Source organism: Verrucosispora sp. WMMD1129, from assembly GCF_029581255.1.
GTDB lineage: Bacteria > Actinomycetota > Actinomycetes > Mycobacteriales > Micromonosporaceae > Micromonospora > Micromonospora sediminimaris.
The window spans coordinates 859194-884338 of sequence record NZ_CP120741.1 but is presented as its reverse complement, the minus strand read 5'-3'; the positions used below and the strand labels follow the sequence as shown (position 1 = coordinate 884338).

Annotated in this window: 22 protein-coding genes; 12 read left to right on the top strand and 10 right to left on the bottom strand. The window is 71.3% G+C overall.

Features of this window, described 5'->3' with window-relative positions; all coding sequences use genetic code 11:
- Positions 1 to 69 precede the first annotated feature (69 nt).
- Positions 70 to 771, bottom strand: coding sequence for a DedA family protein (locus O7624_RS04060; RefSeq protein ID WP_282238987.1), 702 nt, complete (start codon positions 769 to 771; stop codon positions 70 to 72).
- A 236-nt stretch (positions 772 to 1007) separates the two neighbouring features.
- On the opposite strand from O7624_RS04060, the gene O7624_RS04055 reads away from it, so the two are divergent.
- Together O7624_RS04055 and O7624_RS04050 are read left to right on the top strand one after the other, a co-directional pair.
- Positions 1008 to 2009: an SDR family NAD(P)-dependent oxidoreductase gene (locus O7624_RS04055; protein ID WP_282238986.1), complete on the top strand. Its 1002-nt coding sequence runs from the start codon at positions 1008 to 1010 to the stop codon at positions 2007 to 2009.
- A 57-nt stretch (positions 2010 to 2066) separates the two neighbouring features.
- Entirely contained in the window at positions 2067 to 2618 is a 552-nt protein-coding gene (locus O7624_RS04050; protein ID WP_282238985.1) for a DUF6817 domain-containing protein, read from the top strand.
- Here the strand turns inward: O7624_RS04050 and O7624_RS04045 are convergent.
- A complete protein-coding gene (locus O7624_RS04045; RefSeq protein ID WP_282238984.1) occupies positions 2606 to 3073 on the bottom strand; it encodes a MarR family winged helix-turn-helix transcriptional regulator in 468 nt (155 codons plus the stop codon). The genes O7624_RS04050 and O7624_RS04045 overlap by 13 nt on opposite strands.
- A gap of 234 nt (positions 3074 to 3307) precedes the next feature.
- On the opposite strand from O7624_RS04045, the gene O7624_RS04040 reads away from it, so the two are divergent.
- Together O7624_RS04040 and O7624_RS04035 are read left to right on the top strand one after the other, a co-directional pair.
- Positions 3308 to 3604 (top strand): GNAT family N-acetyltransferase, encoded by a 297-nt coding sequence (locus tag O7624_RS04040; protein ID WP_282238983.1) that lies wholly within the window; start codon positions 3308 to 3310, stop codon positions 3602 to 3604.
- A 31-nt stretch (positions 3605 to 3635) separates the two neighbouring features.
- Positions 3636 to 4058 carry a (4Fe-4S)-binding protein gene (locus O7624_RS04035; protein WP_282238982.1) on the top strand — a complete coding sequence of 141 codons (423 nt, stop codon included), beginning with the start codon at positions 3636 to 3638 and terminating at the stop codon, positions 4056 to 4058.
- A gap of 14 nt (positions 4059 to 4072) precedes the next feature.
- Here O7624_RS04035 and O7624_RS04030 read toward each other — a convergent pair whose 3' ends face one another.
- Positions 4073 to 4876, bottom strand: coding sequence for a hypothetical protein (locus O7624_RS04030; RefSeq protein ID WP_282238981.1), 804 nt, complete (start codon positions 4874 to 4876; stop codon positions 4073 to 4075).
- A 192-nt stretch (positions 4877 to 5068) separates the two neighbouring features.
- On the opposite strand from O7624_RS04030, the gene O7624_RS04025 reads away from it, so the two are divergent.
- Both O7624_RS04025 and O7624_RS04020 read left to right on the top strand, forming a co-directional pair.
- Positions 5069 to 5935, top strand: a complete 867-nt coding sequence (locus O7624_RS04025) for a hypothetical protein (RefSeq protein WP_282238980.1) — start codon at positions 5069 to 5071, stop codon at positions 5933 to 5935.
- Positions 5936 to 6121: 186 nt separating this feature from the next.
- Complete coding sequence (locus tag O7624_RS04020) at positions 6122 to 7099, top strand: hypothetical protein (protein ID WP_282238979.1); 978 nt, start codon at positions 6122 to 6124, stop codon at positions 7097 to 7099.
- A gap of 33 nt (positions 7100 to 7132) precedes the next feature.
- Here the strand turns inward: O7624_RS04020 and O7624_RS04015 are convergent, their stop codons facing one another.
- The 7 genes from O7624_RS04015 to O7624_RS03985 all read right to left on the bottom strand — a co-directional run bounded on the left by O7624_RS04015 (position 7133) and on the right by O7624_RS03985 (position 16683).
- On the bottom strand, positions 7133 to 10231 hold the full coding sequence (locus O7624_RS04015) for a BTAD domain-containing putative transcriptional regulator (RefSeq protein WP_282238978.1): 3099 nt from the start codon (positions 10229 to 10231) through the stop codon (positions 7133 to 7135).
- A 147-nt stretch (positions 10232 to 10378) separates the two neighbouring features.
- Positions 10379 to 11143, bottom strand: coding sequence for an alpha/beta fold hydrolase (locus O7624_RS04010; protein ID WP_282238977.1), 765 nt, complete (start codon positions 11141 to 11143; stop codon positions 10379 to 10381).
- 324 nt (positions 11144 to 11467) lie between these two features.
- Complete coding sequence (locus O7624_RS04005; RefSeq protein WP_282240529.1) at positions 11468 to 12229, bottom strand: YwiC-like family protein; 762 nt, start codon at positions 12227 to 12229, stop codon at positions 11468 to 11470.
- An 8-nt stretch (positions 12230 to 12237) separates the two neighbouring features.
- Positions 12238 to 13605 carry a multicopper oxidase domain-containing protein gene (locus O7624_RS04000; RefSeq protein WP_282238976.1) on the bottom strand — a complete coding sequence of 456 codons (1368 nt, stop codon included), beginning with the start codon at positions 13603 to 13605 and terminating at the stop codon, positions 12238 to 12240.
- Positions 13602 to 14843: a hypothetical protein gene (locus O7624_RS03995; protein ID WP_170863349.1), complete on the bottom strand. Its 1242-nt coding sequence runs from the start codon at positions 14841 to 14843 to the stop codon at positions 13602 to 13604. Before O7624_RS03995 ends, O7624_RS04000 begins: the two co-directional genes overlap by 4 nt.
- Positions 14840 to 15976 (bottom strand): hypothetical protein, encoded by a 1137-nt coding sequence (locus tag O7624_RS03990; protein WP_282238975.1) that lies wholly within the window; start codon positions 15974 to 15976, stop codon positions 14840 to 14842. Before O7624_RS03990 ends, O7624_RS03995 begins: the two co-directional genes overlap by 4 nt.
- A gap of 5 nt (positions 15977 to 15981) precedes the next feature.
- Positions 15982 to 16683, bottom strand: coding sequence for a helix-turn-helix domain-containing protein (locus O7624_RS03985; RefSeq protein ID WP_093402556.1), 702 nt, complete (start codon positions 16681 to 16683; stop codon positions 15982 to 15984).
- 50 nt (positions 16684 to 16733) lie between these two features.
- Between O7624_RS03985 and O7624_RS03980 the strand changes: the two genes are divergently transcribed.
- The 6 genes from O7624_RS03980 to narI all read left to right on the top strand — a co-directional run bounded on the left by O7624_RS03980 (position 16734) and on the right by narI (position 25130).
- Positions 16734 to 17546, top strand: a complete 813-nt coding sequence (locus tag O7624_RS03980) for a DUF2249 domain-containing protein (RefSeq protein ID WP_282238974.1) — start codon at positions 16734 to 16736, stop codon at positions 17544 to 17546.
- Positions 17547 to 17673: 127 nt separating this feature from the next.
- Positions 17674 to 18099, top strand: a complete 426-nt coding sequence (locus O7624_RS03975) for a hemerythrin domain-containing protein (RefSeq protein WP_093402558.1) — start codon at positions 17674 to 17676, stop codon at positions 18097 to 18099.
- A 257-nt stretch (positions 18100 to 18356) separates the two neighbouring features.
- A complete protein-coding gene (locus tag O7624_RS03970; protein ID WP_282238973.1) occupies positions 18357 to 22022 on the top strand; it encodes a nitrate reductase subunit alpha in 3666 nt (1221 codons plus the stop codon).
- Positions 22022 to 23752 (top strand): nitrate reductase subunit beta, encoded by a 1731-nt coding sequence (gene narH, locus O7624_RS03965; RefSeq protein WP_282238972.1) that lies wholly within the window; start codon positions 22022 to 22024, stop codon positions 23750 to 23752. The genes O7624_RS03970 and narH overlap by 1 nt, the downstream gene beginning before the upstream one ends.
- A complete protein-coding gene (gene narJ, locus O7624_RS03960) occupies positions 23749 to 24372 on the top strand; it encodes a nitrate reductase molybdenum cofactor assembly chaperone (RefSeq protein WP_282238971.1) in 624 nt (207 codons plus the stop codon). Before narH ends, narJ begins: the two co-directional genes overlap by 4 nt.
- Positions 24369 to 25130, top strand: a complete 762-nt coding sequence (narI, locus tag O7624_RS03955) for a respiratory nitrate reductase subunit gamma (RefSeq protein WP_093402562.1) — start codon at positions 24369 to 24371, stop codon at positions 25128 to 25130. The genes narJ and narI overlap by 4 nt, the downstream gene beginning before the upstream one ends.
- Positions 25131 to 25145 lie beyond the last annotated feature (15 nt).

Sequence of the window (25145 nt, the reverse complement as noted above, 5' to 3'; positions counted from 1 at the left end):
CGACCACACGGCTCGTGGTCGGTACCGCCCGTCAAGATCGATCAACTGGCAGCCTCGCGCCCGGCGAGGTCATCGCGGTTTGCCCGCTCGGTGCGGGGACTGCCCTGTCGTCGGGCGGGGATCCGGCCGGAGACGTAGCGGCCCTCGGGGCGGGTCACCGACTGTGCCAGGCGACGGTGAGTGCGCGCTCGTACGGTGGCGGATGTGCCGGGCCACCTCGACGATGATCGTGGTGCCGGCGGCGATACCGAGGCCGAGCATGAGACCGTGGAGCTTGTTGTCTCCGAATGCCTCGCCGCCGATGTATCCGACGGCGGCCGAATACACGGCCCAGGATGTGGCCGCCACGGCGTCGAAGAGCGCGAACCTGGTCCTTGGGTAGCGTACGGCGCCCATGGTCATGGTCGCAGCCGTCCGGCCACCGGGGATGTATCTGGCGACCACGAGCAGCAGCCCACCGCGGCTGGCGAGAGTGCCCGCGGCCCACCGGAATGCCGTCCGGCGCCGGCTGGCGGATGGCAGCCGGTCGATGAAACCACTGCCTGCCGTACGCCCGATCTGGTAGGAGACGTGGTCACCGCAGAATGCGCCGAGTGCGGCGGCGACGACGACCAGCGTCAGGTTCGGCTCGCCACTCGCCGCGAACACGCCAGCGGTGATCACCATGGTTTCCGACGGCACGACCGGGAAGAACCCGTCGAGGGTCGCGATCGCGAACAACGCAAGGTAAACCCAGGGCGAGGTAATCGCGGTTTCCAGCAGGTCGATCATGTCTCGACGGTATGAGCCGGGAGCGGTCCGCCGCCGTGCCCGAAAGGCAGTCACCATCCCTGAGATTCACCAGGGTTCCGACCCTGGCTTTCGACAGGGTCGGCCTGATCATTCCTTGGACGGATGGTCGACGAGGCCAGCCTCGACGGCGATGCGAATGTCCAGCACCGCCACGTCGGGGTGGTGCTGGCGGGCATGTTCGACCGTCGGCGGCTTCCGCCACCATGTGGCTGCTCATGCAGATCGCTACCGCGCTGAGCACCGACCATGCGTTGCTGACCGCCGGCATCACGGCCGGGCTGCACCGGCTGCTCGGCCCGACCACCACCGGCGGTGGCGTTCGTGCTGTTGGTTTTCTACGATGGGCCATCGTCCCATTCAGGGAGATGGATGCCATGGGTGACCGGATCTTGGCAGGCAAGACCGTCGTGATCACCGGGGCCAGTGCGGGTATCGGCGCCGAGGCTGCCCGCCGGCTGGCGTGTCTGGGCGCGTCAGTGGTGGTGGTGGGCCGGTCGCCCGAGAAGACCGCAGCCGTCGCGCGCCAGGTGGGCGGCGAGCCGCTGGTGGCCGACTTCACCCGGCTGTCGGACGTACGCCGGCTCGCCGACACCCTCCTGGTTCGTTACCCCTGTATCGACGTGCTGGCCAACAATGCCGGCGTCGTGCTGACCAGGCGGAGCCGTACCGAGGACGGTCATGATGTGATGTTCCAGGTCAACTACCTGGCCCCGTTCCTGCTCACCAATCTCCTGTTGGACCGGTTGACCACCGTCGGGCGGGCGCGCGTCATCACCACCTCCAGCAATGGCCACCGGTTCGGCAGCATCGATCTCGACGATCTCGAAGGTGCCGGCAAACGGTCCGAGCTGCTGCGGTACGGGATGACGAAGCTGCAGAACATCCTGTTCACCCGCGAGTTGGCCCGGCGTACCCGGGGCAGCGGGCTGACCGCGATGGCGTTCCACCCGGGGGTGATCGCCGCCACCGACATCAACCGGGAAGCCCCGCTGGTCGCGGCGCTGGTCCGGTACCGCCTGCTGGGTGGTCTGTCCACTCTCGCCGAGGGTGCCGAGCCGCTGGTTCACCTGGCCACGATGCCTGATCCGGAGGCGGTGAACGGCGGCTACTTCCACCGCCTCACACCGAACGGGCCGGTCCACCGGCAGGCCACGGACGACAAGTTGGCCACCCGCCTGTGGGAGCGAACGACCGAGCTGCTCGGTACGCCGGTGTGACGAACCGCCCTCGTTGACGGGCCGCCGGTCGGACGCGGCTTACGTAAGGTCGGGCACATGAGCGTGGATTCCGAGGTGCGGCACTGGCTGCGGCAGCGTGGAGCCGAGACCATTCCGCATCCCGGCGGCACTCTCTACGCCCACCTGTGCCGGGTTCACGACCGCCTTGGTGACCTGGGATGTGCGGTCGACGCGCAGCTGGCCGGTCTCGCGCATGCCGTCTACGGCACGGACGGCTTCGATGTGACGCTGCTCGACTGGGCCGATCGAGCGACACTGCGCAACCTCATCGGTGATGACGCCGAGGCACTTGTCTACCTGTACGGGGCCTGCGACCGAAGGCGGACCTGGCGACAGCTGGCGGAGACCGGTGTGGTCGTCAACCGGTTCACCAGCCAAACCTGGCACTTGGAACCCGAGCAGAGGCAACCGTTCGTGGATCTCAGCATCGTCAACGAACTGGATGTCGTCGAGCAGGATGCTGCTACCGCGGACAGGTACGGCGAGTACTTCCGCTCGCTGTTCGCTGCCTGGGCTCCGATCGCTTCCCCCGGGGTCAGCGGCGAGGCGCGGCGACTCCTCGGTGTCGCTCGGCCTCAGTCGGGCTGACTCTCCAGGTGGGCACGGACGCGATCGGAGATGCTGGCGAGCATGTCGAGTTCTTCCTGACTGAGTGCGTCGATGAACAGCCGGCGGACATGTTCGACATGCAGGGGTGCCGCGTCCTCGATCGCCTTGCAGCCGGCTGGGGTGGCCGCGATGAACGCTCCGCGTCCGTCGTCGGGGCATTCCTCCTTGGCCACCAGTCCGCGCTCGGCCATTCGCCGTATCTGGTGTGACATGCGGCTTTTTTCCCACTCCACCTGCTTAGCCAGGTCCGTCAGGCGCATCCGTCCGCCGCTGGTCTCGGTGAGTTTGACCAACACGATGTAGTCGGCGGCGGACATGCCGGAGTCGGCCTGGATTCGGCGGGCGAGCCGTCCGATGAGCTTCTCCTGCATGCGGATGAAACTGTCCCAGGCGACCTGCTGTTGCGAGGTGAGCCAGCGGGGCGTTGGGTCCATGCGGGGAGCGTAACGACAACGTCGACGGCATGTGGCTGCCGGACTTCCTGCGCGGATTCGGTCAAGGCTGGCGAGCCCGGGGGCCGGTTGACGCATCAACTATCGGTGGCTAATCTGGGTGACACATCAACCAACCGGGGTGGGGCGTCGTGCGCGTGGCCGCGTACCCGGCTCATGACGGGCATCGGGTTTCGATGCGCAGCACGGCGAGCTGGAGGACACATGGTAGTGAATGTGAGCGATGCCCCCGAGGCCAATCGGTACGAGGCTCGGGTCGAGGGAGAATCGACGGTCGCGGGTTTCGCGCAGTACATCCGCACTGCGGAACTCGTGGCGTTCGTGCACACCGAGGTCTTGCCGGCGTACGAGGGCAAGGGAGTGGGCGCCGCCCTGGCCCGCGCCGGCCTCGACGCGGCCCGCGCCGCGAATCTGCTGGTCCTGCCCACCTGTCCGTTCTTCGCGGGCTGGATCGCCCGGCACCCCGAGTATCAGGACCTGGTGTACCAGTCCCGCAGCAGGGTCAGCGACTGAACAGCCGGGTAGGACAGCGACGGAGGTCGGCATGAGCAGCGAAACGGCGACGAAGGCGTACGAGGGCCGGTCGATCACCGTGACCTTCGAGGCCCGGCGTTGCCTGCACGCCGCCGAGTGCGTACGCGGCCTGCCGGCGGTCTTCGACCCGGGTCAGCGCCCGTGGATCCGGCCCGACGGCGCCGAGGCTGAGCGCCTGGCCGAGGTGGTGCGGCGGTGTCCCTCCGGAGCGTTGCGGTACGAATTCGCAGACGGTGGTGCGGAGTCCCCGGACCGGCCGACGCAGATCAGGCGCGACTCCACCGGACAGTTGATCGTGCGCGGTGAGTTGAGAGTGGACACGCCGCAGGGCGTGCGCGCGGAGACCAGGGCGGTCCTGTGCGGGTGCGGGCGGAGCCAACGGCAGCCGTACTGCGATCACGGCGGGCCTTGCGGGCAGACCCGGGTGGGCTGACTCGACACCCGCGCTCAGATTCCGAAGCCGCCGGTGCCGGCGAGGCCGGTGCCGCCGGCCCGCCGTGCTCTCTCGTTCTGTTGAAGCCGGTACTGCCAATTCCCGGCGAACCGGTGCCACCACACCTCGAATCCGTCTTCCCCGAGCAACTCCACGGCCTTCGCCACGGCATCGGGCTCCCACCGGAACGCGGTGATCCCCTTCTGCCGACTGATGGCCGAGATGAGCTGTTCGGCGGTCGACCCGCCAGAGGTGGCCGCGTGCACAAGAGCGATGTCGCCCCTGCGCACGTACCTCCAGAGCGGCTTGCCGATGATCGCCGCGATGGCTCTCTCCCGTGTCGCGATCGGGGCGTACACCTCGTCGACCAATCGCGAGGCGGCCTCCCGCACCGGCGCGTAGGCGTTGTCGGCGGCGTCGAGCGCCGCGCGGTGCCGGGACCGGGCACGCTCGGCGGCGGCCTTGCGTCGGAACCACGGCGGATGATCCCGGGCCGCGTGCCGGGCGCGCTCGGCGGCCTGGATCGCGGTCAGGTAGCTCTCCGCCGCGACCCGCCACTGCGTGGCCGTCGCCGGGTCGAGGTCCACCGACACGAACTGCCACTCCCGCTCGGCGGGGCGTAGGTCGAACCGATCGGCCAGATCACGGTCGATGAAGTAGCGGTGCCGGGAATCGTCTTCGACCCACACCACGGTCAACACCGCGACCGGCTCGTCGTCCCAGCGGATGCTCGTCGTCCTGCCCACCCGGTGGACGATCATGTCGCCGCGTGGCAGCGGAAGCCGGAAACGGTAGAGGATGACCCGGGTCGTCTCCATCGTCTCATTGTGCGCCGCGTCAGCCACGAACGAGCGTCGACGCGGAGCCCCTCCGCGTCGACGCTGCCCCGGGGGCGTCCACGCTGACACGGCACTGAGGCCGCCGTGAGGCCGGCACGGATCGTGGGTTACCTGCCGCGTCGCCCCGCCGGGGCGTAATCGTTTCGCGGCAGGTACGAAGTGGAGTGCACGATGCGTACTCGATCCAGGCTCGCCCGGCTCGCGGCCGCTGCGGGCCTGCTGCTGGCCAGCACCGCCGTGGCCGTCGCCACCGGCGCGGGGCCGGCGCAGGCGACAGTGGTGAACGTCAGTGTGGCGGGCGCCTTTCCCAATCAGTCCGCCGTGGCCACCTGTCCGGCCGGCGAATTTCTCGCCGGTGGTGGTGGCTCGGTGGACGGTGGTGGCGGCGACGTCACGTTGACCGACATCATTCCGAACCTGGCCACCCAGTCGGTGACGGTCTGGGCGCACACCAACCCGGGCGGTGTGGCGGGGGCGTACACCCTCGTGGCGCAGGCGATCTGCGTGCCGGGCGCGCCCCCGGCCAACTACCAGCGCGTCATCTCGGCGAGCGGCAGCAACGTCGACCCGATCAAGAACCAGGTGGCCGCCTGCCCGGCCGGCACCGACCTGCTCGGGCTCGGCGCGGAGCTGCGCACCGCCAACGGGGAAGCGTTCTACCAGCGGATCGAGCCGAACGCGGCGCTCACCGCCGGGGTGGTCACCGCGGGCGCGGCCGGCGGGTTCGCCGGGCCGTGGGAACTCGTCGGGTACGCCATCTGCGCCACCCTGCCGGCGAACCTCACCGGCACGCTGGTCAGCCTGACCGGGGCGGCCAACAGCGTCAGCCCCAAGGGTCAGGTGTCCGCGGGTTGCCCGGCCGGCGCGCTCGCCACCGGCGTCGGCGCCACGGTCGCCGCCACCGCCACCGGAAACGTCCTGCTCACCCGGGTGATGGCGAACGTCGCCCAGAACAACGCCCAGGCGATCGCCGTCGAGGACGGGGTCTACCTGCCCCCGTGGGACCTGGAGAGCCACGTCATCTGCTGGGGCCCGTAACAGCTCGTGGGCCCGTACCGTCAGCGGGCGCAGCGCCTGGTCACGTCGGTCGGCGTGACCAGGCGCGGGCGCTTTCCGGAGCCTGCCGTGCGCCACTATGACGCCACCGTGACGGGCCTCGCCGATGATTCCGGGCAGCGCCGCGCGAACCGTTCGCGGCAGCGTCAGCAGGAAAGGACAGTGGTCATGAGCAGGGGCACGACACTCGGCACAAGCAATCGGTCGCGGTGCGCTGTCGCGGCGGCCGCAGCGGTCGTCGCGGTCGCCGCGACGCTCGTCCTACCCGGGGCGGCGCACGCCGCGTACCGGCATCGGGCGGAGAGCGGCTACGACACCACGTCGCCCAAGAGCGTGACCGCGACGTGCGGGGCGGACGAGGTGCTGATCGGCGCCGGTGGCCGGATCAGGAACGGCAACGGGGGAGTCCGCCTGGCCGCGATCGTGCCGGGCGCGACCTCGGTCGAGGTACGCGGCGAGGCGTACCCGGACCACGCGGAACCCTGGTCGGTGATCGCCGCCGCCGTCTGCGAGTCCGACGACGGCACGGCGCGGGTCGTCGAGGTCTCCCCGGCCGGTTCGCAAACCGCGAGTTGTCCCGCCGACCTGGTGCTCAGCGGCACCGGGTTCGACCTGCCCGCCGGCGTGCCGCTGGCCGGACTGGTCCCCGACGCCGACGGCGCGAGCGTGACCGTTCGCACGGCCTTCCACCGGATCGGCGCCAGCCCGGTCGCCTACGCGGTCTGTGTGGAAGGCATCCGTGCCTCGTGGCCGGAGGACGGACTGCGCTACAAGCGGTTCACCACGACCAGCCCGGTCGGTACGTCCTCGCCGAGGACCGTGACCGTGCAGCGCGAGTGGGAGTGGGAATTCCCGTCCATGTCCGGTGTCGGCGGTGAGATCACCGTGCTGCCCGACCCCGCCGATCCGTTCCCGATCTCCAGGACGGACCTCTTCATCGACGCGATGATGCCCAACGACGACGGGACGCGGGTGACCGTCGCGGCGGTCCAGCGGGCCGGCACCGAGACGGGCCGGTCCGTCCGCGGCGGCACACCTGCCGGGCCGTCGGCCGCGGACGACGAGCTGCGGCCGGTTCCCCGGTACCTGACCGATGATCCGAAGTGGATGGTCACGGGGTACAGCACCGACCACGACATCTACTGAGCGCCGAATGCCGTGCCGGCGCTGCCCGAACCTTCACCGTGGTGGGGGTACGACCGTCACCGACGGCCGTACCCCGCCCCGTGGCGTCAGGATGATCTCGTCCGGCGGCCGTACTCCGATCGCGCGCATCGCCGCGCGGTAGCGGGTGAACGCCCGCCGTGCCTCGCCGTGCTGCCCGCCCGCCACGAGGGTGCGCACCAGCATCCGGTGGGCCGGCTCGTCGTACGGATCCTTCTCCAGCAGTCGGAGCAGGCAGTCCACGGCGGCGTCGCTGTTTCGCGCCGACCGGTGCGCGTCGGCCAGCATCCGCAGCGCCCCGACGTACGCGGCCCGCGCCTGCTCGCGCAGCGCCGAGGCCCAGTCGGCGTACGGCTCGTCGGAGAACACGTCCGCCCGGTAGTCCCGCACGGCCGCCGTGAGGATGGTGCGTGCTTCCGCCTGGGCACCCCGATCGAGCAACCGACGACCGTGGGTCACCGCACCGAGGAACTCCATCACGTCGACCCGCAGGTGGGTGACGTCCAGCGCGACGCTGGCCGCGTCGGTCACCAGGTAGTGGTCCGAGGCGAAGACCCGGTCCGGGTCGAGCACCCCGCGCACGATCGACAGCAACACCGACAGTCGGTGCCCGGTCCTGCTCGGATCGTCGTCGGGCCAGAGCAGTTCGCACAGTTCGCCCCGGGGCACCGGCCGGCCCCGGCGTACCACCAGGATCCGCAGCAGGTCCCGCGCCCGCCGCGACTGCCAGGCCGACGGCGGTACCGCAGCCCCGGCCACCCGTACCTCGAACCGGCCGAGGGCGCGGACCAGGACGCCGACGCGACCCACGCCATGTGACGGTTGGCCGTCGGCTGGCTGGTCCGGCGGCGTCTCCTCCTGGTCGATCGAGCCGCCCCCGGCGGCGAGGCGCTCGGTGGCCAGCAGCGCGGCGAACCGGTCGTCGGCGGTGGCGCCCGGCAGCCGGCTCAACGCCAGCGCGGTACGGGCCGCGTCGCCGACCGCCGATGCGTCGGCCCAGATCGCGTACGCCTCGCGCAGGGCGGCGCGGGCCCGACCCGGGTCGATCTCCGCGGCGGCCCGCAGCTCCAGCGCCCGGGCCAGGCCGGCCCGCAACCCACCGGACCGGGCCAGGTCTAGCGCCTCGCCGGCGAGCCGTGCGGTGTGCGCGGCGTCGCCGCCGGCCAGCGCCACCCAGCCCTGCGCGAGCAGTGCCGGAACCCGGAGGTCGTCACTGGCCAGCCGGGTTGCCTCGGCGGCGTGCCGGGCCGCCGCCACCGTGTCGTCGGGCAGCAGCACCCGGGCCAGCCCGGCGTGCGCCCGCACCGCCAGCTTCCGGCTGTCACTGTCGTCGGCCAACCGGACCGCTTCGACGAACGCGGCCCGGGCCTGTTCCCGCCAGCCGCGCATCAGATGCAGCTCGGCCAGACCCAGGTACGTGTCGGCGCAGCGGCGCGAGCCCATCCGCTGATGGCGGGCGAGCACCTGGGCGTACCGCGCCGCCGCGTCGTCGTACCGGCCGAGCATCGCCAGCATGTCGGCCTCGGTCCCGGCGGCCATCGCGTACAGGTTGGCGTGGCCGGCAGCCTCGGCGTGCCCGGCCGCCTGTTGGGCGGCGGCCAGCGCTGCCGGATAGCGGGCCTGCTCGACGAGGTGGTAGCTCTGGTTGACCAGGATCCGGGCGAGCAGCACCAGGTCGCCGGTGCGTTCGGCGATGCCCAGCGCCAGCCGGTAGTGCTCCTCGCCGCCGACCTGGTCACCGGTGAGTCCGAGGCAGAGGGCGAGGCTGACGTGTGCGGTGGCCAGCGCACTGTCCCGGCCGGTCTCGGCCGCGCGGTGGTAGGCCCGCCAGGCGTGTTCCACCCCGGCCGCCGCGTCACCGCTGCGAGCGGTGGCCGCCGCCGTCCACGCCAGCAGCATCGCCTGATCGGTGGGGCAACCCGGGGCCTCGTCGCCCCGGGCGAAGTCGGCCAGGGCCCGGGGCTGGTCGCCGCGCAGGTAGTGGATCAAGCCCATCCGCCAGGCGATGCCCGGCTGCCACCTCGGCTCGGCTGCCGCCACCTCCTGATACGCGCGGGCCGCCGCGGCCACGTCGCCAGCGGTACGCAGCGCGTCGCCGGCGAGCAGCCGTAGCCTGCGGGTGCGCAGCGGCGCCGGCAGGGTGGTGACCAGTTCGGCTATCGCGCCGGGCCGGCCGGCCGCGATCATCCGGTCGCCGTGCTCGTCGAGCACCGCGGCCAGCGCCGCATCGTCGCCGCCGAGCCGGAAGGTGAACGCGGCGGCGCGGGCCGGGCCATGGTCGCGGTACCAGGTCGCCGCCCGCAGCAGCGTCCCGCGCGTCACCGGCGGCCGGTCGTGGCCGGCGACTGCGGCGATCACCGGTACCACCCGGGGCCCGGTGTCGGGATCGGTGCCGACCCTGGTCAGTAGCCCGGTGCGCAGCAGCCGGCCGAGGTGCGGCCCGGCTGCCGGGTGTCCGGCGACCGCGCAGACGCCCGCCGTCACCGGCGCGAGGTCGGCCACCTCGTGCAGTAGCCGCCGGGCGTCCTCCGGCAGCGGGCCGAGCACCTCCTCGGCCAGGTAGCCCGTCACCAGACCGCCGGGCTCGGTCACCGCCGGCAGGAGCTGCCCGGCGGGTACGCCCTCGGCGACCAGGGTCTCGGCGACCAGCCGGACCAGCGCGGGCCACCCTGCGGTGATCTCGTGCACGCGCTGCGCCAGGGCGGGGGCGGTCAGCCCGTACTCGGTGTGCAGCACCTCGTCGACCTGATCGGTGGTCAGGCTCAGCTCGGCCGGGCGGAGCTGCGCGGGCACCATCCGGGTCAACCACGACGACGCGGCACAGCCCACCGGCCATCGCGACGACAGGGCCAGCCGTACGCCGTCCGGCAGGCCGGCGATCGCGTGCAGCAACGCCTGCTCGGTCCGTTCCGACATGGCGGGCAGTCCGTCGAGGACGAGCTGCGTCGCGCCGGTGGCCAGCTCCGCCAGCTCGCCGCGGAGCAACGCATCGACGTCGCACTCCCGTTGCCACCGGACGGTCGGGCCGGGGAACAGCCGGCGCAGCGCGGTGGTCTTGCCGTAGCCGGCGGCTGCCACCACCAGCCACAGCTTGCCGCGCTGCTGTTCCAGCATGGCGGCAGCTTGTCCCGCCGGGTGCGCCTCGGCAAGGCGATTCCCGCTATCCCGACAGCAACACCGTCCAAAGGGCCCACGCCGTCGCGGTGTCATCGACATGCCCCCGGGGGATCGTCGGTGGCGTCCTCCGTTTCGATCGCGAGGTCACAGTGCCGTTTCCTTGACCGGAGCGACCCGGCCGGCTGGGTCCGGCGGTAGCTGCGACAGCAGACCGGACGACATCAGATCCGCGACTGCCTCGACGTGGTCCAGGATGAAGAAGTGTCCACCTGGGAACACGTGTTGCGCGAAGGCGCCATGGGTGACCTCGGCCCACGCCTTGGCTGAACCTACCGGCACCGCCGGATCCTCCGCGCCGTTGAGCACGGTCACCGGGCAGTGGAGCAGCCGACCCCGGTGGTACCGGTACGCGGACAGGACACGGTAGTCGGCCCGGATCACCTCTAACGCGAGCGCGCGCATCGCCGCGTCGTCGAAGATCCGGCGGTCCGTGCCACCGAGGGCGCAGATGTGCTCGATCAACTGTGTGTCGTCCAGCAGGTGCTGTCCGCCTTTGGGCGGCGCCGACGGGTCACCCCGCCCCGACAGGTAGAGCGCCACAGGTTCTCGCCCTTCCGCCGCCAGGATGCGGGCGGTCTCCAGGGCGACGAGGGAACCCAGGCTGTGACCGAGAAGCACGACCGGACCGTCGACACAGGTCAGGATCGCCGCCGCCGTGTTCGCCGCAAGCTCGCCGATCGAGCGGGCGTAAGGCTCCTGGATCCGGTGCGCCCGCCCCGGATACTGGACGACCATCGTCGCCAGCCACGACGGGTACGCCCGGACGAGCTTGAGGTAGGCGGCGGCCGATCCGCCCGCGTGCGGGTAGATGACCAGGCTCGCCCGGGGATCCGCGGCAGCGGGTGTCATCTTGACCAGCCACGGTGACGCGGGCCGGCCGAGGTGTGGTCGCAAGATTCTTTCACCGTTGGTCGAGGAGAGAGCCGGTCGTCGGCCGAGGTTTCCGCCTGGCCCGGTCAGTCCCTGAAGACTGCTGCTTGGCATTCAAGCTCCTGGGATGTCTTTCGGCACACCCGCTGGCAACGATCGACGATTCGCAGTGCATCGGCAGTGTAGGCGATCCGGTGTGGATCTGTCTCTCCGCATCGACTGTGTCACGCCGGGTGTGCGGGGTTGCCGGCGGTACGGCGGTCGGGCGGAAAGTCACCGCCGGATGCCGGCATGATCGTCGGTTCAGCTCGTGCTGGCGATCAGCACGAGGATGCTGGCGAGGATCTCGATGAGGCCGACGTGTTTCGGGGTGAGCCGGCGTCGGGGTAGGACGGCGGCGCGGACGAGGAGAAGCAGGAACACGCCGAGCAGGGGGAGACTCAGCCAGGCGGCCAGGACGACCGCGCCGATGTGATAGCCGACCGAGGCTCGGTGGTAGGTGGTGTTGCCGCGTTCGCGGATCATCGTCTTGACGTACAGCACGGTGCCGGTGAAGTAGGCGGCGACGGCGAGGAACGCGGTGACGACCGTGTCGAGAGGCTGACCGGCGGCGGTGGCGACGACGAAGACCATGAGGCAGCTCTGCGCGACGGAGGCGATGTCGTTGCCGAGGGCACGTTCGGCCCGCCGTCGCGCCTGCACGACGTTGACGGCCAGCAGGGCGGTGTAGGCGGGGGCGTACCAGAGCAGTTCCGGGCGGAGCAGCAGGACGAGGCCGCCCAGCAGTGCGGTCGGGATGCCGTAGGTCCACAGCTGGGCGCGTACCCGGCCGGGCCGGCGCGTCTTGACGGCTTGCAGCAGGTAGTAGCTGAGCAGGTAGCCGGTGAGCCAGGCACCGAGCAGGGGCAGGTGCGGCCAGTGAAGTCCGACGGTGAGGACCGCGGCGAGCCACGGTACGAGCAGCATCGCCCAGGCACCGTGCTGAGGCGGAACGAACTGTCGGAGCCTGCGGGGCCGCGGCCGGACGGCGGTGGACCTGGCGGTGCGGCGTACGGGAGTGGTCATGGGCCTGGTCACCGCACCTCGATCACGCCGCGGGCGCCGCGTTCGGCGTCGACCATGGAATGGGTGACGAAGGGAAACCGTCCCGGTTCGGGCAGGACGGTCTCGACGAAGCCGCCGGCGGCGGGCGCGAGGTCCAGCACCTGGGCCGCCCCGGGGTCGTCCGGCCGCAGTCGCCAGCCGCCCTCGGCGTAGACGGTGTCGAACTGGGCGCCGACGACGTGGAGGGCGCTGGAGCGGTTCGGGCCGGCGTTGAGCAGCCAGATGCGGATCCGGTCGCCGGCCCCGGCGGTCAACGGCCGGTGCGCGTACTGGGAGACGTAGCCGTTGAAGACCACCGCGTCCGGTCGTTCGGCCTGCATCTTGGCCAGGTCGCCGGGTTCGCTGTCGGGGCCGAGATGGAACTCGGACTGCACGAGCACGTATTCGTGGTCGACGGCGGGCAGGTCGGGTGGGTCGATGATGACCGCGCCGTACATGCCGTTGCCGATGTGGTGCAGCATCGGCATCGTCGAGCAGTGGTACATCCAGATGCCGGCCTTGGTGGCGGTGAACCGGTAGGTGAGCCGCTCGCCGGGGTCGATCGGCCGCATGGGTCGGTCGGGGGCGAGGGCACCGGCGTGGAAGTCGACGCCGTGGTCGATGGTGCCGTCGTTGATGAGGGTGACGTCGAAGGTGTCGCCGACGCGACCGCGCAGCACCGGCCCGGGCGACGTTCCGTTGAACGTCCACAGTTGCTGCCGGACGCCGGGTGCGACCTCCCGCACGACCTCCCGCACGCGCAGTTCGACGTGGTGGACCCGGCCGGTCGGGACGGGCGGGGCGGTGGCGTCGTGGGCGGTGAACCCGGCCGTGGGCTCCGCCATCGCGTCGATGACCGGTGCGGGAGCCGGCTCCGTGGTCGGTGCGGCGTGCCCGGTGTGGCTGTCGGTCCCGATCGATGTCGCCGTGGTGGTGATGGTCAGGGTCATGCCGGCCCGGCGGTGCCCGGGCAGCGAGCACCATCCCTCGACGGTGGCGCCGATGATGCCGGCATCCAGGCGGGTGGTGCCGTTGCGGGCGAGGATGGCGGTCTTGGCGCCGGTCGCCAGGACGAGATCGTGGCGGCGTTGGTCGTTGTTGGTCAGCTCGATGACCAGCCGGTCCCCGGCGGGAACGGTGATGCGGTCGGGTTGGAAACGCATGCCGTCGGCGGTGACGGCCACGGTGGTGGTCCGCCCGGTGGGGGTCACGCCGGCCGCCGCAGCGGTGTTGGTGGCTGGTGCGGTGGCGCGTTCGGCGGCCACGCCGACCAGGACGGCCAGCAGGACCAGAGCGAGCCCGACCGCCACGCCGCCGAGCGGGCGCGCCGGTGGGGGTGTGGCGACAGGTGGTGTCACGGTTGTCTCCGGGAGGCGAGCAAAACGTGCACAGCGGGCACGAGGAACTGCAGCAGGGCGGCGAGCAGGAGCAGCGAGGTGGTGATCCGTACGTAGGGGGGTACCGCCAGGACGAAGACGGCCAGGGCGGCGTTGGTCGTGGCGACGCGCTGCGGCCAGTGACGGTCGAGCCGTTCGGTGCGCTCGCGTACCAGGGCCGGTCCGCCACCGAGCGCCACGGGCAGCAGGTACGCCAGGGCACCGAGGATTACCTGGCCGACGAAGCCGATGAGGAACGGCACGAGCACGGCGGAAAAGCGGTCCGCCGCCACGGCCGGGTCGGACGCGGACAGCAGTGTCCAGGCGTCGACGCCGAGCGCGACGACCAGCCAACCGGCGGCGGCCGTGATGGACCAACTCGGGAATGAGGCCGGGGTCTTGCGCCGGGCGGCCTGTGCGGCCGGCACCGCGGTGAGCAGGACGGCCGTGGCGGTCAGCGCCAGCCCACCGACGGCCAGCAGCGGCCACCAGGCCAACACGCCGGTGCTGACAGCCGTGAGTCCGGCGACCGCGACCGGCAACCCTCGCCGGGCCGCGGTGGCGGCACCGTCGGCCATGCGGGTACGCAGCACGGTGGGCCACAGGGTGAGCAGGGTGCCCAGCACGGTCAACGTTACCCAGCCCAGCAGGTTGACGTGCGCGTGGAACAGCAGCAGTCGCGACCGGCTGACGTCGTCGACGACGAGCATCCAGGCGCCGACCGGGATCCCGACCAGCAGGGCGCCGGTGGCGGCCAGGTAGTGGTGCACCGTGACGGCGAAGCGGGCGGGCAGCGCCGCGCGCAGCCGCGCGACCAGCCACACCAGGTGTGCCGCGACCGCGGCGAACACCATGCCGGCGCCGACGACGCCGATCCACGGCTGGTCGACGACACCGCTGGCGAGCACCCCGGCCACGCCGAGGTTGAGCACGGTGAGCCGGATGCCGTCGCCGTGGCGGCTGGCCGGTGGTGGGCAGCGCAGCACGGCGCTGGTGAAGTGGGCGCTCCAGATCACGATGGCGTTGGTGGCGACACCGAGCAGCAGCAGGTGCATGCCGAGCCACCGCCAGGCAGGCAGGACCGGGTGGGTGAGCGCGACGGCGACGAGTGCGACCAGGTACGCCAGGGGCAGCATGCCGACGCGGCGGTGCCAGGTCGCGCGGCCGGTGGGGCCGCTGCCGCTGGGCGGAGCCTGATCGCCGGCCACGATGGTGCTCACGACACACCCGCCGGGATGCGGTGCCGGACCGGCGTCGGCGTCGGCGACAACCTTCGGTGTCGTAGTGACAGGGTGACGGCGCAGCCGGCGAAGCCGAGCACGGCGGCCACGTTGGCGACTCCGGCCCAGCGCCACACCTGCGCCATGCCGGCGGCGTCGCCGAGGCCGACGCGTACCAGCAGCGAGGCGTGCAGCACGGCGAGGGGCGGATAGAGCACCCGGTGGTACGGCAGGGGCCGGCGCAGCACCGCGGGCAGGATCACCGGCGCGTGTACGAAGATCATGGACATGACGAAGCCGAGGAAGACCGCGTGCAGCGTGGCGTCGTACCGGGGGCCGTCGGTCGCCGGTCCGGCACCGGCCCACAGCACGCCGGCCAGGGCCAGCCACCCGTAACCGGACAGCAGACCCACGGCGACGTAGCGGGGGAGGGCCCGCGCCCGGATGGTGTGGCGGGCGACGTCGAAGACGGCGAGCCAGGCCGTGACGGCGAGGACGCCCGCACCCAGCAGATGGGGGCCGGTCATCGGCCACAGCGTGGTCGCCGTGGCTCCGGCCAGCAGGGCGGCCAGCGCGGTGAGGAACCACCGCTCGGCGTACGGGTGGTGCAGTGCGACGTGCGCCAGCTCAAGGCGTTCGCCGGCGATGGTGGCCACGACGAAGGTGGCCAGCCACGGCACGGTCTCGGCGACCGGGTAGCCGGCCAGCCACAGCAGTGTGGCCGCGTACCAGGCGAACGCGCCGGTGGTCTGGGCGAGCAGAGCGGCGCTGGGTTGGCGGCGCCACAGCGCCCGGTAGATCCCGAGCAGGACCGCCGACGCGGACATGAGCAGCGCCTTGCCGGCCAGGCTCGGTCCGGTGGCGACCAGCGCGAGACCGCCGAGCCCGGAACAGGTGGGGGCGAGCAGCGCCCAGCGCGCGCCGAGTGCGACCGCGCGTTCCAGCGCGATCAGCGTGCCGACGAAACCGAGGACCATCAGCGGTCCGTGCACCTGGTCCACCGCGACCGGCGGGGTGGGAACCGGCGTGCCGAGCAGCAGCAGGCCCGCGTACAGGCCGGACAGCAGCGCGACGGCGGCGGTGGCGAGGGCGGGTAGCCGCCACCGGACGGGCATCGAGGCGGGGAGGCTCACGACCGTTACCCGGCCGTTCGCCTCGTCGTGGGCAGTCTCACGACGCATGCCGCGGGGGCGCCGAAGGGTTCCAGCACCACCGGTGTGTCCGGCGCGTCGTCGTGCCGCAGGGCTCCCCGGACGACGCCGAGGTGCAGGCCGCACATCGCGTCGGGGTTCTGGCCCACCAGTTCCAGGAACGGGCAGGTCAGCAGGTGCACTTCCGTTCCGGCACCGTCGTCGGTGGTGGGCTGGCGTCGCGGGCTGAAACCCAGGCCGTTCAGGACCGCCAGGACGGTGTCCACCGGGTCGTCGCCAGGCGGTGCCGCGGCGGCCAACTGTCGGCCCCAGTCTTGGCCCACCTGGGCTGCGGTGGCCTTGACGTCGCCGCCGCTGCGGGACAGGTGTCCCAGCAGGGCAGCCGCCAGGTCCCGGTAGGTGGCCGGGGCGGGATCGGCCGCCGCCGCCCGGTACCGCCACGCCGGACGACCCGGCAGGCCGCCGCTGGCGCGGGCCTTGACCAGAAGCCCGGCCTTGGTGAGCCGGTCCAGGTGGGCGCGGGTGGTGGACAGGTGCTGCCCGGTGCGGGCGGCCACCTCGGCGGCGGTGACACCGCCCTCGGCGGCCCGTACCAGCCGCAGGATCGACACCCGGCTGGTCGAACCCAGAGCACGGTGACGAGGAGTGTCGATCGTCTCCCCGCTGGGGCCTTTACGCGGAGTTTCCACGATGCATAACGTTACAACGTCAAACGACGTAGAAACCCTCGGAGGGTCTCATGTCACAGCTGGATCGTGTCGCCGACGAGCGGGCCGCGCGTGCGGTGGTCCGTCACCACAGCGAGCTGTCCGCAGCGCTGACCAACCACGTGACGCGCCTGGTCGATGCCGTCGATGCCGGTGTCACCGAGCAGGTGTGGTTGCGCCGCGACGAGTTGGTGGCCTGGTTGCACGGCGAGCTGCTGCCGCACGCGTACGCCGAGGAGGCGGGCCTGTATCCGGCCGCTGCCGAGCTACCGGCGGGTGAGCTGCTGGTGCAGGGGATGCTCGGCGAGCATCGCGCCATCACGGCGCTGGTCACCGAGCTGACGGCGACCGCCTCCCCGACGACGGCGGCGGCGACGGCCCGCGCGTTGCAGGCGGTGTTTGCCACTCACCTGGCCAAGGAGAACGACCTGGTCGTGCCGCTGCTGGTTGACGCCGAAGCGGTGTCGCTGGCCGAGCTGCTCGACGGCATGCACGACATCGTCGGCGCCGAGACCGGCTCCTCGGCGGGTGGCTGCGGCGGCGGTCGTGGCGGCTGCGGCTGCGGCGGCGATGCCGCCAGCGCGGAGGTGGATGCTCCGCTGCTGAGCATCGATCCCCGGCTCGACGTGCGGGATCTGCCTCACGGGGAGCGCCACGCCCGAGTTCTCGCCGCCATCGACGCCCTGCCCGCCGATGCGGCGCTGGTTCTGGTCGCCCCGCACGCGCCCCGGCCCCTGCTGACCGAGATCGATTCCCACTTCGCCGGGCAGGTGACCGCCGAGTGGTTGCAGGACGGTCCGGACGTCTGGCAGATCCGCCTGCACCGGTTGTCCGTCGCGGCCTGAGCGTGTCGACGGCCGACGTCGGGGTGGGGCACTGTACCGCCCCGGCACGGGCCCAACGGCCCTACTCGCCCGAGTTTCTACCGGGGCAAGCTGGATGTATCACCACATCACCGTCAGGAGATCGATCATGTGCAACTACTGCGGTTGCCGGGAGTTTCCGCTGATCGGTCAACTGAGCGCCGAGCACGAGGCGATCGCAAACGCTGCGGGGCGACTCCGGACGGCGATCACCTCCGGTGGGACTGACGCCGTCGCCCTCCTCGACGAGCTGCTCGCACTGCTGATGCCGCACACCGACATCGAGGAGCGCGGTCTGTTCGTCGAGCTGCGCGCCGAGGGCAGTCTCACCGAAGCCGTGGACCGGTTGTGCGACGAGCACGACGACATCCACGGCGTTCTCGGTGCCCTCGACCGCAAGGCACCGGACTGGCCGACGGTGCTGGCCGCCCTGGACCGGCTGCGTCGGCACATCGACAACGAGGAGCACGGCCTGTTTCCGGCCGCGGTCATCGCCCTGCCGATTCCGGCGTGGGACCGCGTCACCGGCAGGTAGCCGAGCGGTGGAAGACGACATGGTCGGGTTGGTGACGCCGCCCACCACCAAGCTGCGACCGTCGAATGTGGACGATCCTCGCCACTCGCCGTGCGTCGGTGCGGCGAATCCGGTCGACCCTGCCGCATCGGGACCTTTGGCCCGGGCGGCGGACGCCGACATCACGATGTGATGGGCCGCGGTCCAGGTTCGGGGTTGCGGCGAAGCAGCAGAGGCACGAACGTGGGATCAAGGTCACGACCGAGGGAATGAGGCGCATGGCGGGCACTGGGGAGCATGCGAGCCGGGCACTGTTGGCAGTCGGAGGGCTGGTCCGCCGGGCGGAGGTGTCGCCGGACCGCCGAGCCCTGTATCAGATCGGCGGTCGTGAAGCGGACGCGTTCTACCGCGACCGCTGGTCGTACGACAAGGTGGTGCGCTCCACCCACGGCGTCAACTGCACCGGCTCGTGTTCCTGGAAGGTGTACGTCAAGGACGGCATCATCACCTGGGAGCAACAGCAGGTCGACTATCCCAGCGTGGGGCCGGACCGGCCGGAGTACGAGCCGCGTGGCTGCCCGCGCGGCGCCGCGTTCTCCTGGTACACGTACTCGCCGACCCGGGTGCGTTATCCGTACGCGCGCGGTGTGCTGGTGGAGATGTACCGCGAGGCCAAGCAGCGGCTCGGTGACCCGGTCGCGGCGTGGGCCGACATCCAGGGTGACCCCGAGCGGCGCCGCCGGTACCAGCGGGCCCGCGGCAAGGGTGGCCTGGTCCGGGTCACCTGGGACGAGGCCCAGGAGATGATCGCCGCCGCGCACGTGCACACGATCAAGCGGTACGGCCCGGACCGGGTCGCCGGTTTCTCGCCGATCCCGGCCATGTCGATGGTGTCCCACGCGACCGGCGCGCGGTTCCTGTCGCTGCTCGGCGGTTCCATGCTGTCGTTCTACGACTGGTACGCCGACCTGCCGGTCGCCTCGCCGCAGGTGTTCGGCGACCAGACCGACGTGCCCGAGTCCGGCGACTGGTGGGACGCCTCCTACTTCGTCATGTGGGGCTCCAACGTCCCGGTCACCCGTACGCCGGACGCCCACTGGATGGCCGAGGCCCGCTACCGCGGCCAGAAGGTGATCGTGGTCAGCCCGGACTTCGCCGACAACGTCAAGTTCGCCGACGAGTGGATGCCCGCCCAGCCGGGCACCGACGGCGCGCTAGCCATGGCGATGGGCCACGTGATGCTCAAGGAGTTCTTCGTCGACCGGCGCACCCCCCGCTTCGTCGACTACGTCCGCACCTTCACCGACCTGCCGTTCCTCATCACGCTCGAACAGGCCGCCGACGGGTCGTACCGGCCGGGGAAGTTCCTCACCGCGGCCGACCTCGGCGGGCAGGGCACGGAGGACGCGTTCAAGCCGGTGCTGTGGGACTCGGTGACCGACGAGGTCGCGGTGCCGCGCGGCTCGCTGGGGCACCGCTGGCAGGAGCAGGCCGGCCAGTGGAATCTCGACCTGGGTGACCTGCAACCTGCGTTGACCTGCCTGGGGGCGGGCGACGCGGTGGAAGTGGCGCTGCCGCGCTTCGACACCGACACGCCACAGGTGCTGCGTCGCGGGGTGCCCACCCGCACGGTGGCGGGCAAGCTCGTCACAAGCGTCTACGACCTCCTGCTGGCGCAGTACGGGGTGGCCCGTGACGGTCTGCCGGGGCAGTGGCCGGCCGGCTACGACGACGCCGAGGTGCCGTACACCCCGGCGTGGCAGGAGCCGATCACCGGCGTGCCGGCGGCGCAGGTGGCCCGGGTGGCGCGGGAGTTCGCCGACAACGCCGAGCGTTCCGGCGGCCGGTCGATGATCCTGCTCGGTGCGGGCACGAACCACTGGTTCCACTCGGACACCACCTACCGGGCGATCCTCGCGCTGGTGACGCTCACCGGCTGTCAGGGGGTGAACGGTGGTGGCTGGGCGCACTACGTGGGGCAGGAGAAGTGCCGCCCGGTGACCGGCTGGGCCAACCTGGCGTTCGGGCTGGACTGGGTGCGCCCGCCGCGGCAGATGATCGGTACCGCCTTCTGGTACGTCCACACCGACCAGTGGCGTTACGACACCTACTCCGCCGACACGGTGTCCTCGCCGACCGGCACCGGCCTGTTCGACGGCAAGCACACGATGGACCTGTTGGCCCAGTCGGCGCGGCTGGGTTGGATGCCGTCGATGCCGACGTTCGACCGCAGCCCGCTCGACCTGGCCGACGAGGCGTTGGCCGCGCAACCCGACGACCCGGCCGGGTACGTCGCGAGGTCCCTGCACGAGGGGCGGCTCAAGTTCGCCTGCACCGATCCGGACGCGCCGCAGAACTGGCCGCGGGTGCTGACGGTGTGGCGGGCGAACCTGCTCGGCTCCTCGGCGAAGGGCAACGAGTACTTCCTGCGCCACCTGCTCGGCACCGACTCCAACCTGCGCGCCTCCGAGGCCGAGCCGGGCCTGCGGCCGCAGGACGTGGTCTGGCCGGACGAGGCGCCGGAGGGGAAACTGGACCTGCTGCTGAGCCTGGACTTCCGGATGACGTCCACGACGCTCTTCTCCGACGTGGTCCTGCCGGCGGCGACCTGGTACGAGAAGCACGACCTCAACAGCACCGACATGCACCCGTTCGTGCACGCGTTCACCCCGGCGATCAACCCGCCCTGGCAGACCCGTACCGACTTCGACGCCTTCCACGGCATCGCCCGCGCCTTCTCCGCCATGGCCGGTCCCCACCTGGGCGTACGCAAGGACATCGTGGCGGCGCCGCTGCTGCACGACACCCCGGACGCCATGGCCACCCCGCACGGGGTGGTGCGGGACTGGGCCCGTACCGGTGAGATGCCGGTGCCCGGCCGCAGCATGCCGAAGCTCGTGGTCGTCGAACGCGACTACGCCGCCGTCGCCGACAAGCTCGCCGCCCTGGGTCCGCTGCTGGACACGCTCGGCACCACCGGCAAGGGCGTGCACACCGACGTGACACCGGAGATCGAGTACCTGCGTCGCAAGAACGGCACGGTGCGCGGCGGTGTCGCCGACGGTCGTCCGTCGCTGGCCCGGGACGTGCACGCGTGCGAGGCGATCCTCGCGTTGTCCGGCACTACGAACGGCCGGGTGGCCACGGCCGGATTCCGCGACGTGGAGAAGCGCACCGGCGTGGTGTTGGCCGACCTGGCCGCCGAGCACGAGGGCAAGCAGATCACCTTCGCCGACACCCAGTCGCGGCCGGTGCCGGTGATCACCAGCCCGGAGTGGTCCGGCAGTGAGCACGGCGGTCGGCGGTACTCGCCGTTCACCATCAACACCGAGCGGCGCAAGCCGTGGCACACGCTCACCGGCCGGCAGCACTTCTTCCTCGACCACGACTGGATGCACGAGGCCGGTGAGTCCCTGCCGATCTTCCGGCCGCCGCTGGACATGCACCGGCTGTTCGGCGAGCCGCGGCTCGGCCCGCACGGCGAGCTGGAGATCACCCTGCGGTACCTGACCCCGCACTCGAAGTGGTCCATCCACTCCGAGTACCAAGACAACCTGCTCATGCTGACGCTGTCGCGGGGCGGTCCGACGATGTGGATGAGCGAGGCCGACGCGGCGAAGATCGGCGTACGCGACAACGACTGGATCGAGGCGGTCAACCGCAACGGTGTGGTCGTCTGCCGCGCCGTGGTGACGCACAAGATGCCCGAGGGCACGGTGTACATGTACCACGCCCAGGAGCGGGTCATCGACGTGCCGAAGACCGAGCGGACCGGTCGCCGCGGGGGCATTCACAACTCGCTGACCCGACTGCTTGTCAAACCCACCCACCTGATCGGCGGGTACGCCCAGCTGTCGTTCGCGTTCAACTACCTCGGTCCCACCGGCAACCAGCGCGACGAGGTCACCGTGATCCGCCGCCGTTCCCAGGAGGTGCAGTACTGATGCGGGTGATGGCGCAGATGGCGATGGTGATGAACCTCGACAAGTGCATCGGCTGCCACACCTGCTCGGTGACGTGCAAGCAGGCGTGGACGAACCGGTCGGGGGTGGAGTACGTCTGGTTCAACAACGTCGAGTCCCGGCCCGGGCAGGGCTATCCGCGTACCTACGAGGATCAGCAGCAGTGGCAGGGCGGGTGGGTGCGGACCCGCTCCGGGCGGCTCAAGCCCCGATCCGGCGGACGGGTGAAGAAGCTGTTCAGCATCTTCGCCAACCCGAAGCTGCCGTCGATGCAGGACTACTACGAGCCCTGGACGTACGACTACGAGCACCTGCTGACCGCGCCGGCCGGCGACGACATCCCGGTGGCCCGACCGAAGTCGCTGTTGACCGGCGCGGACACGAAGATCAGGTGGAGTGCGAACTGGGACGACTCCCTCGCGGGCGGCAACGAGATCGCCGCAGGTGACCCGGTGCTGCGGCAGGTGTCCGACCGGGTCCGCGAAGAGTACGAGAACGCCTTCCTGTTCTTCCTGCCGCGCATCTGCGAGCACTGCCTCAACCCGTCCTGCGCCGCGTCCTGCCCGTCCGGGGCGATCTACAAACGCAGCGAGGACGGCATCGTCCTGGTCGACCAGGACCGGTGCCGGGGCTGGCGGATGTGCGTCACCGGCTGCCCCTACAAGAAGGTGTACTTCAACCACCGCACCGGCAAGGCGGAGAAGTGCACGTTCTGCTTCCCGCGTATCGAGATCGGCCAGCCCACCATCTGCTCCGAGACGTGCGTGGGGCGGCTGCGCTACCTCGGCCTGATGCTCTACGACGCCGATGCCGTGGCGGCCGCCGCAGCGGTCAAGGACGAACACGACCTGTACGCCGCCCAACGCTCGGTCTTCCTCGACCCGCACGACCCCGCCGTCGTGGCCGCCGCCCGGCAGGCGGACATCCCCGACGACTGGATCGAGGCGGCGCAACGATCCCCGATCTGGGATCTGATCATGCGCTACGAGGTGGCCCTGCCGCTGCACCCGGAGTACCGGACCATGCCGATGGTCTGGTACATCCCGCCGCTGTCCCCGGTCGTCGACGTGCTGCGCGACACCGGCCACGACGGCGAGGACATGGGTAACCTGTTCGGCGCCGTCGACGCGCTGCGCATCCCGCTGGAGTACCTGGCCGGGCTGTTCACCGCCGGCGACACCGCCCCGGTGCGGGCGGTGCTCAACCGCCTCGCCGCCATGCGCGCCTACCAGCGCCGGATCAACCTCGGGGAGCCGCGCGACGAGTCCATCGCCGCCGCCGTCGGCATGACCGGTGCGCAGATGGACGACATGTACCGTCTACTGGCCATCGCCAAGTACGACGAGCGTTACGTCATTCCGGCCGCCCACGCCGAGGACGCGCACCGTCTGGAACAGCTCGGCACCGAGTGCAGCCTCGACTACGAGGGTGGGCCCGGGATGGGTGGCGGTGGCCCGTACGGGCAAGGCCCCTTCGGTGAGTCGTCCGGCACCCCCGCGCCGATCCAGGTCGAGACCTTCCACATGCTGCGGGAACGCCAGACCTCGGACAGCTTCACCGACCCGGGCGACGAACCGCGCCGGGTCAACCTGCTCAACTGGGACGGCAAGGGGCGGCCCGCCGGTCTCTTCCCGCCCCGCCGGGACACGTCGACCGGTGGCGCGGGCATCGACGAGCCCGGTGTGATCGACACCGACGGGAGCGCACGATGACCACCACACCCCTCTGGCGGGCCGCCGCGGCCCGGGCCGCCTCGCTGCTGTTGCGCTATCCCGACACCGACACCCTCGACGTGCTGCCGACGCTGCTCGCGGCCCTCGACGAACTGCCCGACACCGTGGCCCGGCACCTGCGTCCGGTAGCCGTGCACCGCCGCGACGGTGACCCCACCCGGCTCGCCGCGGAGTATGTGGAACTGTTCGACTTCCGCCGCCGGTGCGCGCTGCACCTGACCTACTACACCTGCGGCGACACCCGCAAGCGCGGTGAGGCCCTGGTGGGATTCACCGCCGCCTACAAGGCTGCGGGCGTGGAGGTGATCGACGGCGAACTGCCCGACTACCTGCCCGCGGTGCTCGATCTGGCCGCCGTCGACGGCGCAGGGTGGCGGCTGCTGCGTGACAACCGGGTCGGCCTGGACCTGCTCACCGAGTCGCTGGCCAGGGAGAAGTCGGTCTACCGGCATGCGGTGGAGGCGGTGCGCGCGGTGCTGCCCGCCGCCGGACCGGCGGAGGTGAGAGCCGCCGCCCAGCTCGCCCGCACGGGCCCGCCCACCGAACAGGTGGGCCTCGAACCGTTCGGACTCGTCGACACCACCGGAGGTCGCCGGTGAACGTCCTGCTGTGGGTGGTCTACCCCTACCTCGCCATCGCGATCATGGTGGGTGGGTTGATCTGGCGTTACCGCTACGACAAGTTCGGCTGGACGACCCGCTCGTCGCAGCTGTACGAGTCGGCGGTGCTGCGCTGGGGCAGCCCGATGTTCCACTTCGGCATCCTGATGGTCCTGATCGGGCACGTCGGCGGGCTGCTGGTGCCCAAGTCGTGGACCGAGGCCGTCGGCATCACCGAGCACACCTATCACCTGATGGCCGTGTTCATCGGCACCGTCGCCGGCTTCTGCACGCTGATCGGCATGGCGATCCTCATCGCCCGCCGCCGCCTCACCGGGCCGGTCTTCGCCGCCACCACCAAGAACGACAAGGCGATGTACGCCGTGCTCGCCGCCGTCATCGTGATCGGCCTTTGGTCCACCCTGCGGGCCAACGTGGTCGGCGACGGCTACGACTACCGCGAGACCATCTCGCCCTGGTTCCGGTCGCTGTTCTACCTCAGCCCGGATCCGGAGATCATGGCCGGCGTCCCGGTCGGTTTCCAGATCCACATCGTCTCGGCGTTCGCGCTGTTCGCGTTCTGGCCGTTCACCCGGCTCGTGCACGCCTTCAGCGCGCCGGTCGGTTACCTCACCCGCCCCTACGTGCCCTACCGCAGCCGCGACACCCGACCCGGCCTACGGCCGGCGCGTCCCGGATGGGAAGGGCCGCCCACGGCACCGAGCGCGCAGCACAAACCCCGCCGCACCCGCCGCTGACGCGCTCACCGCCGT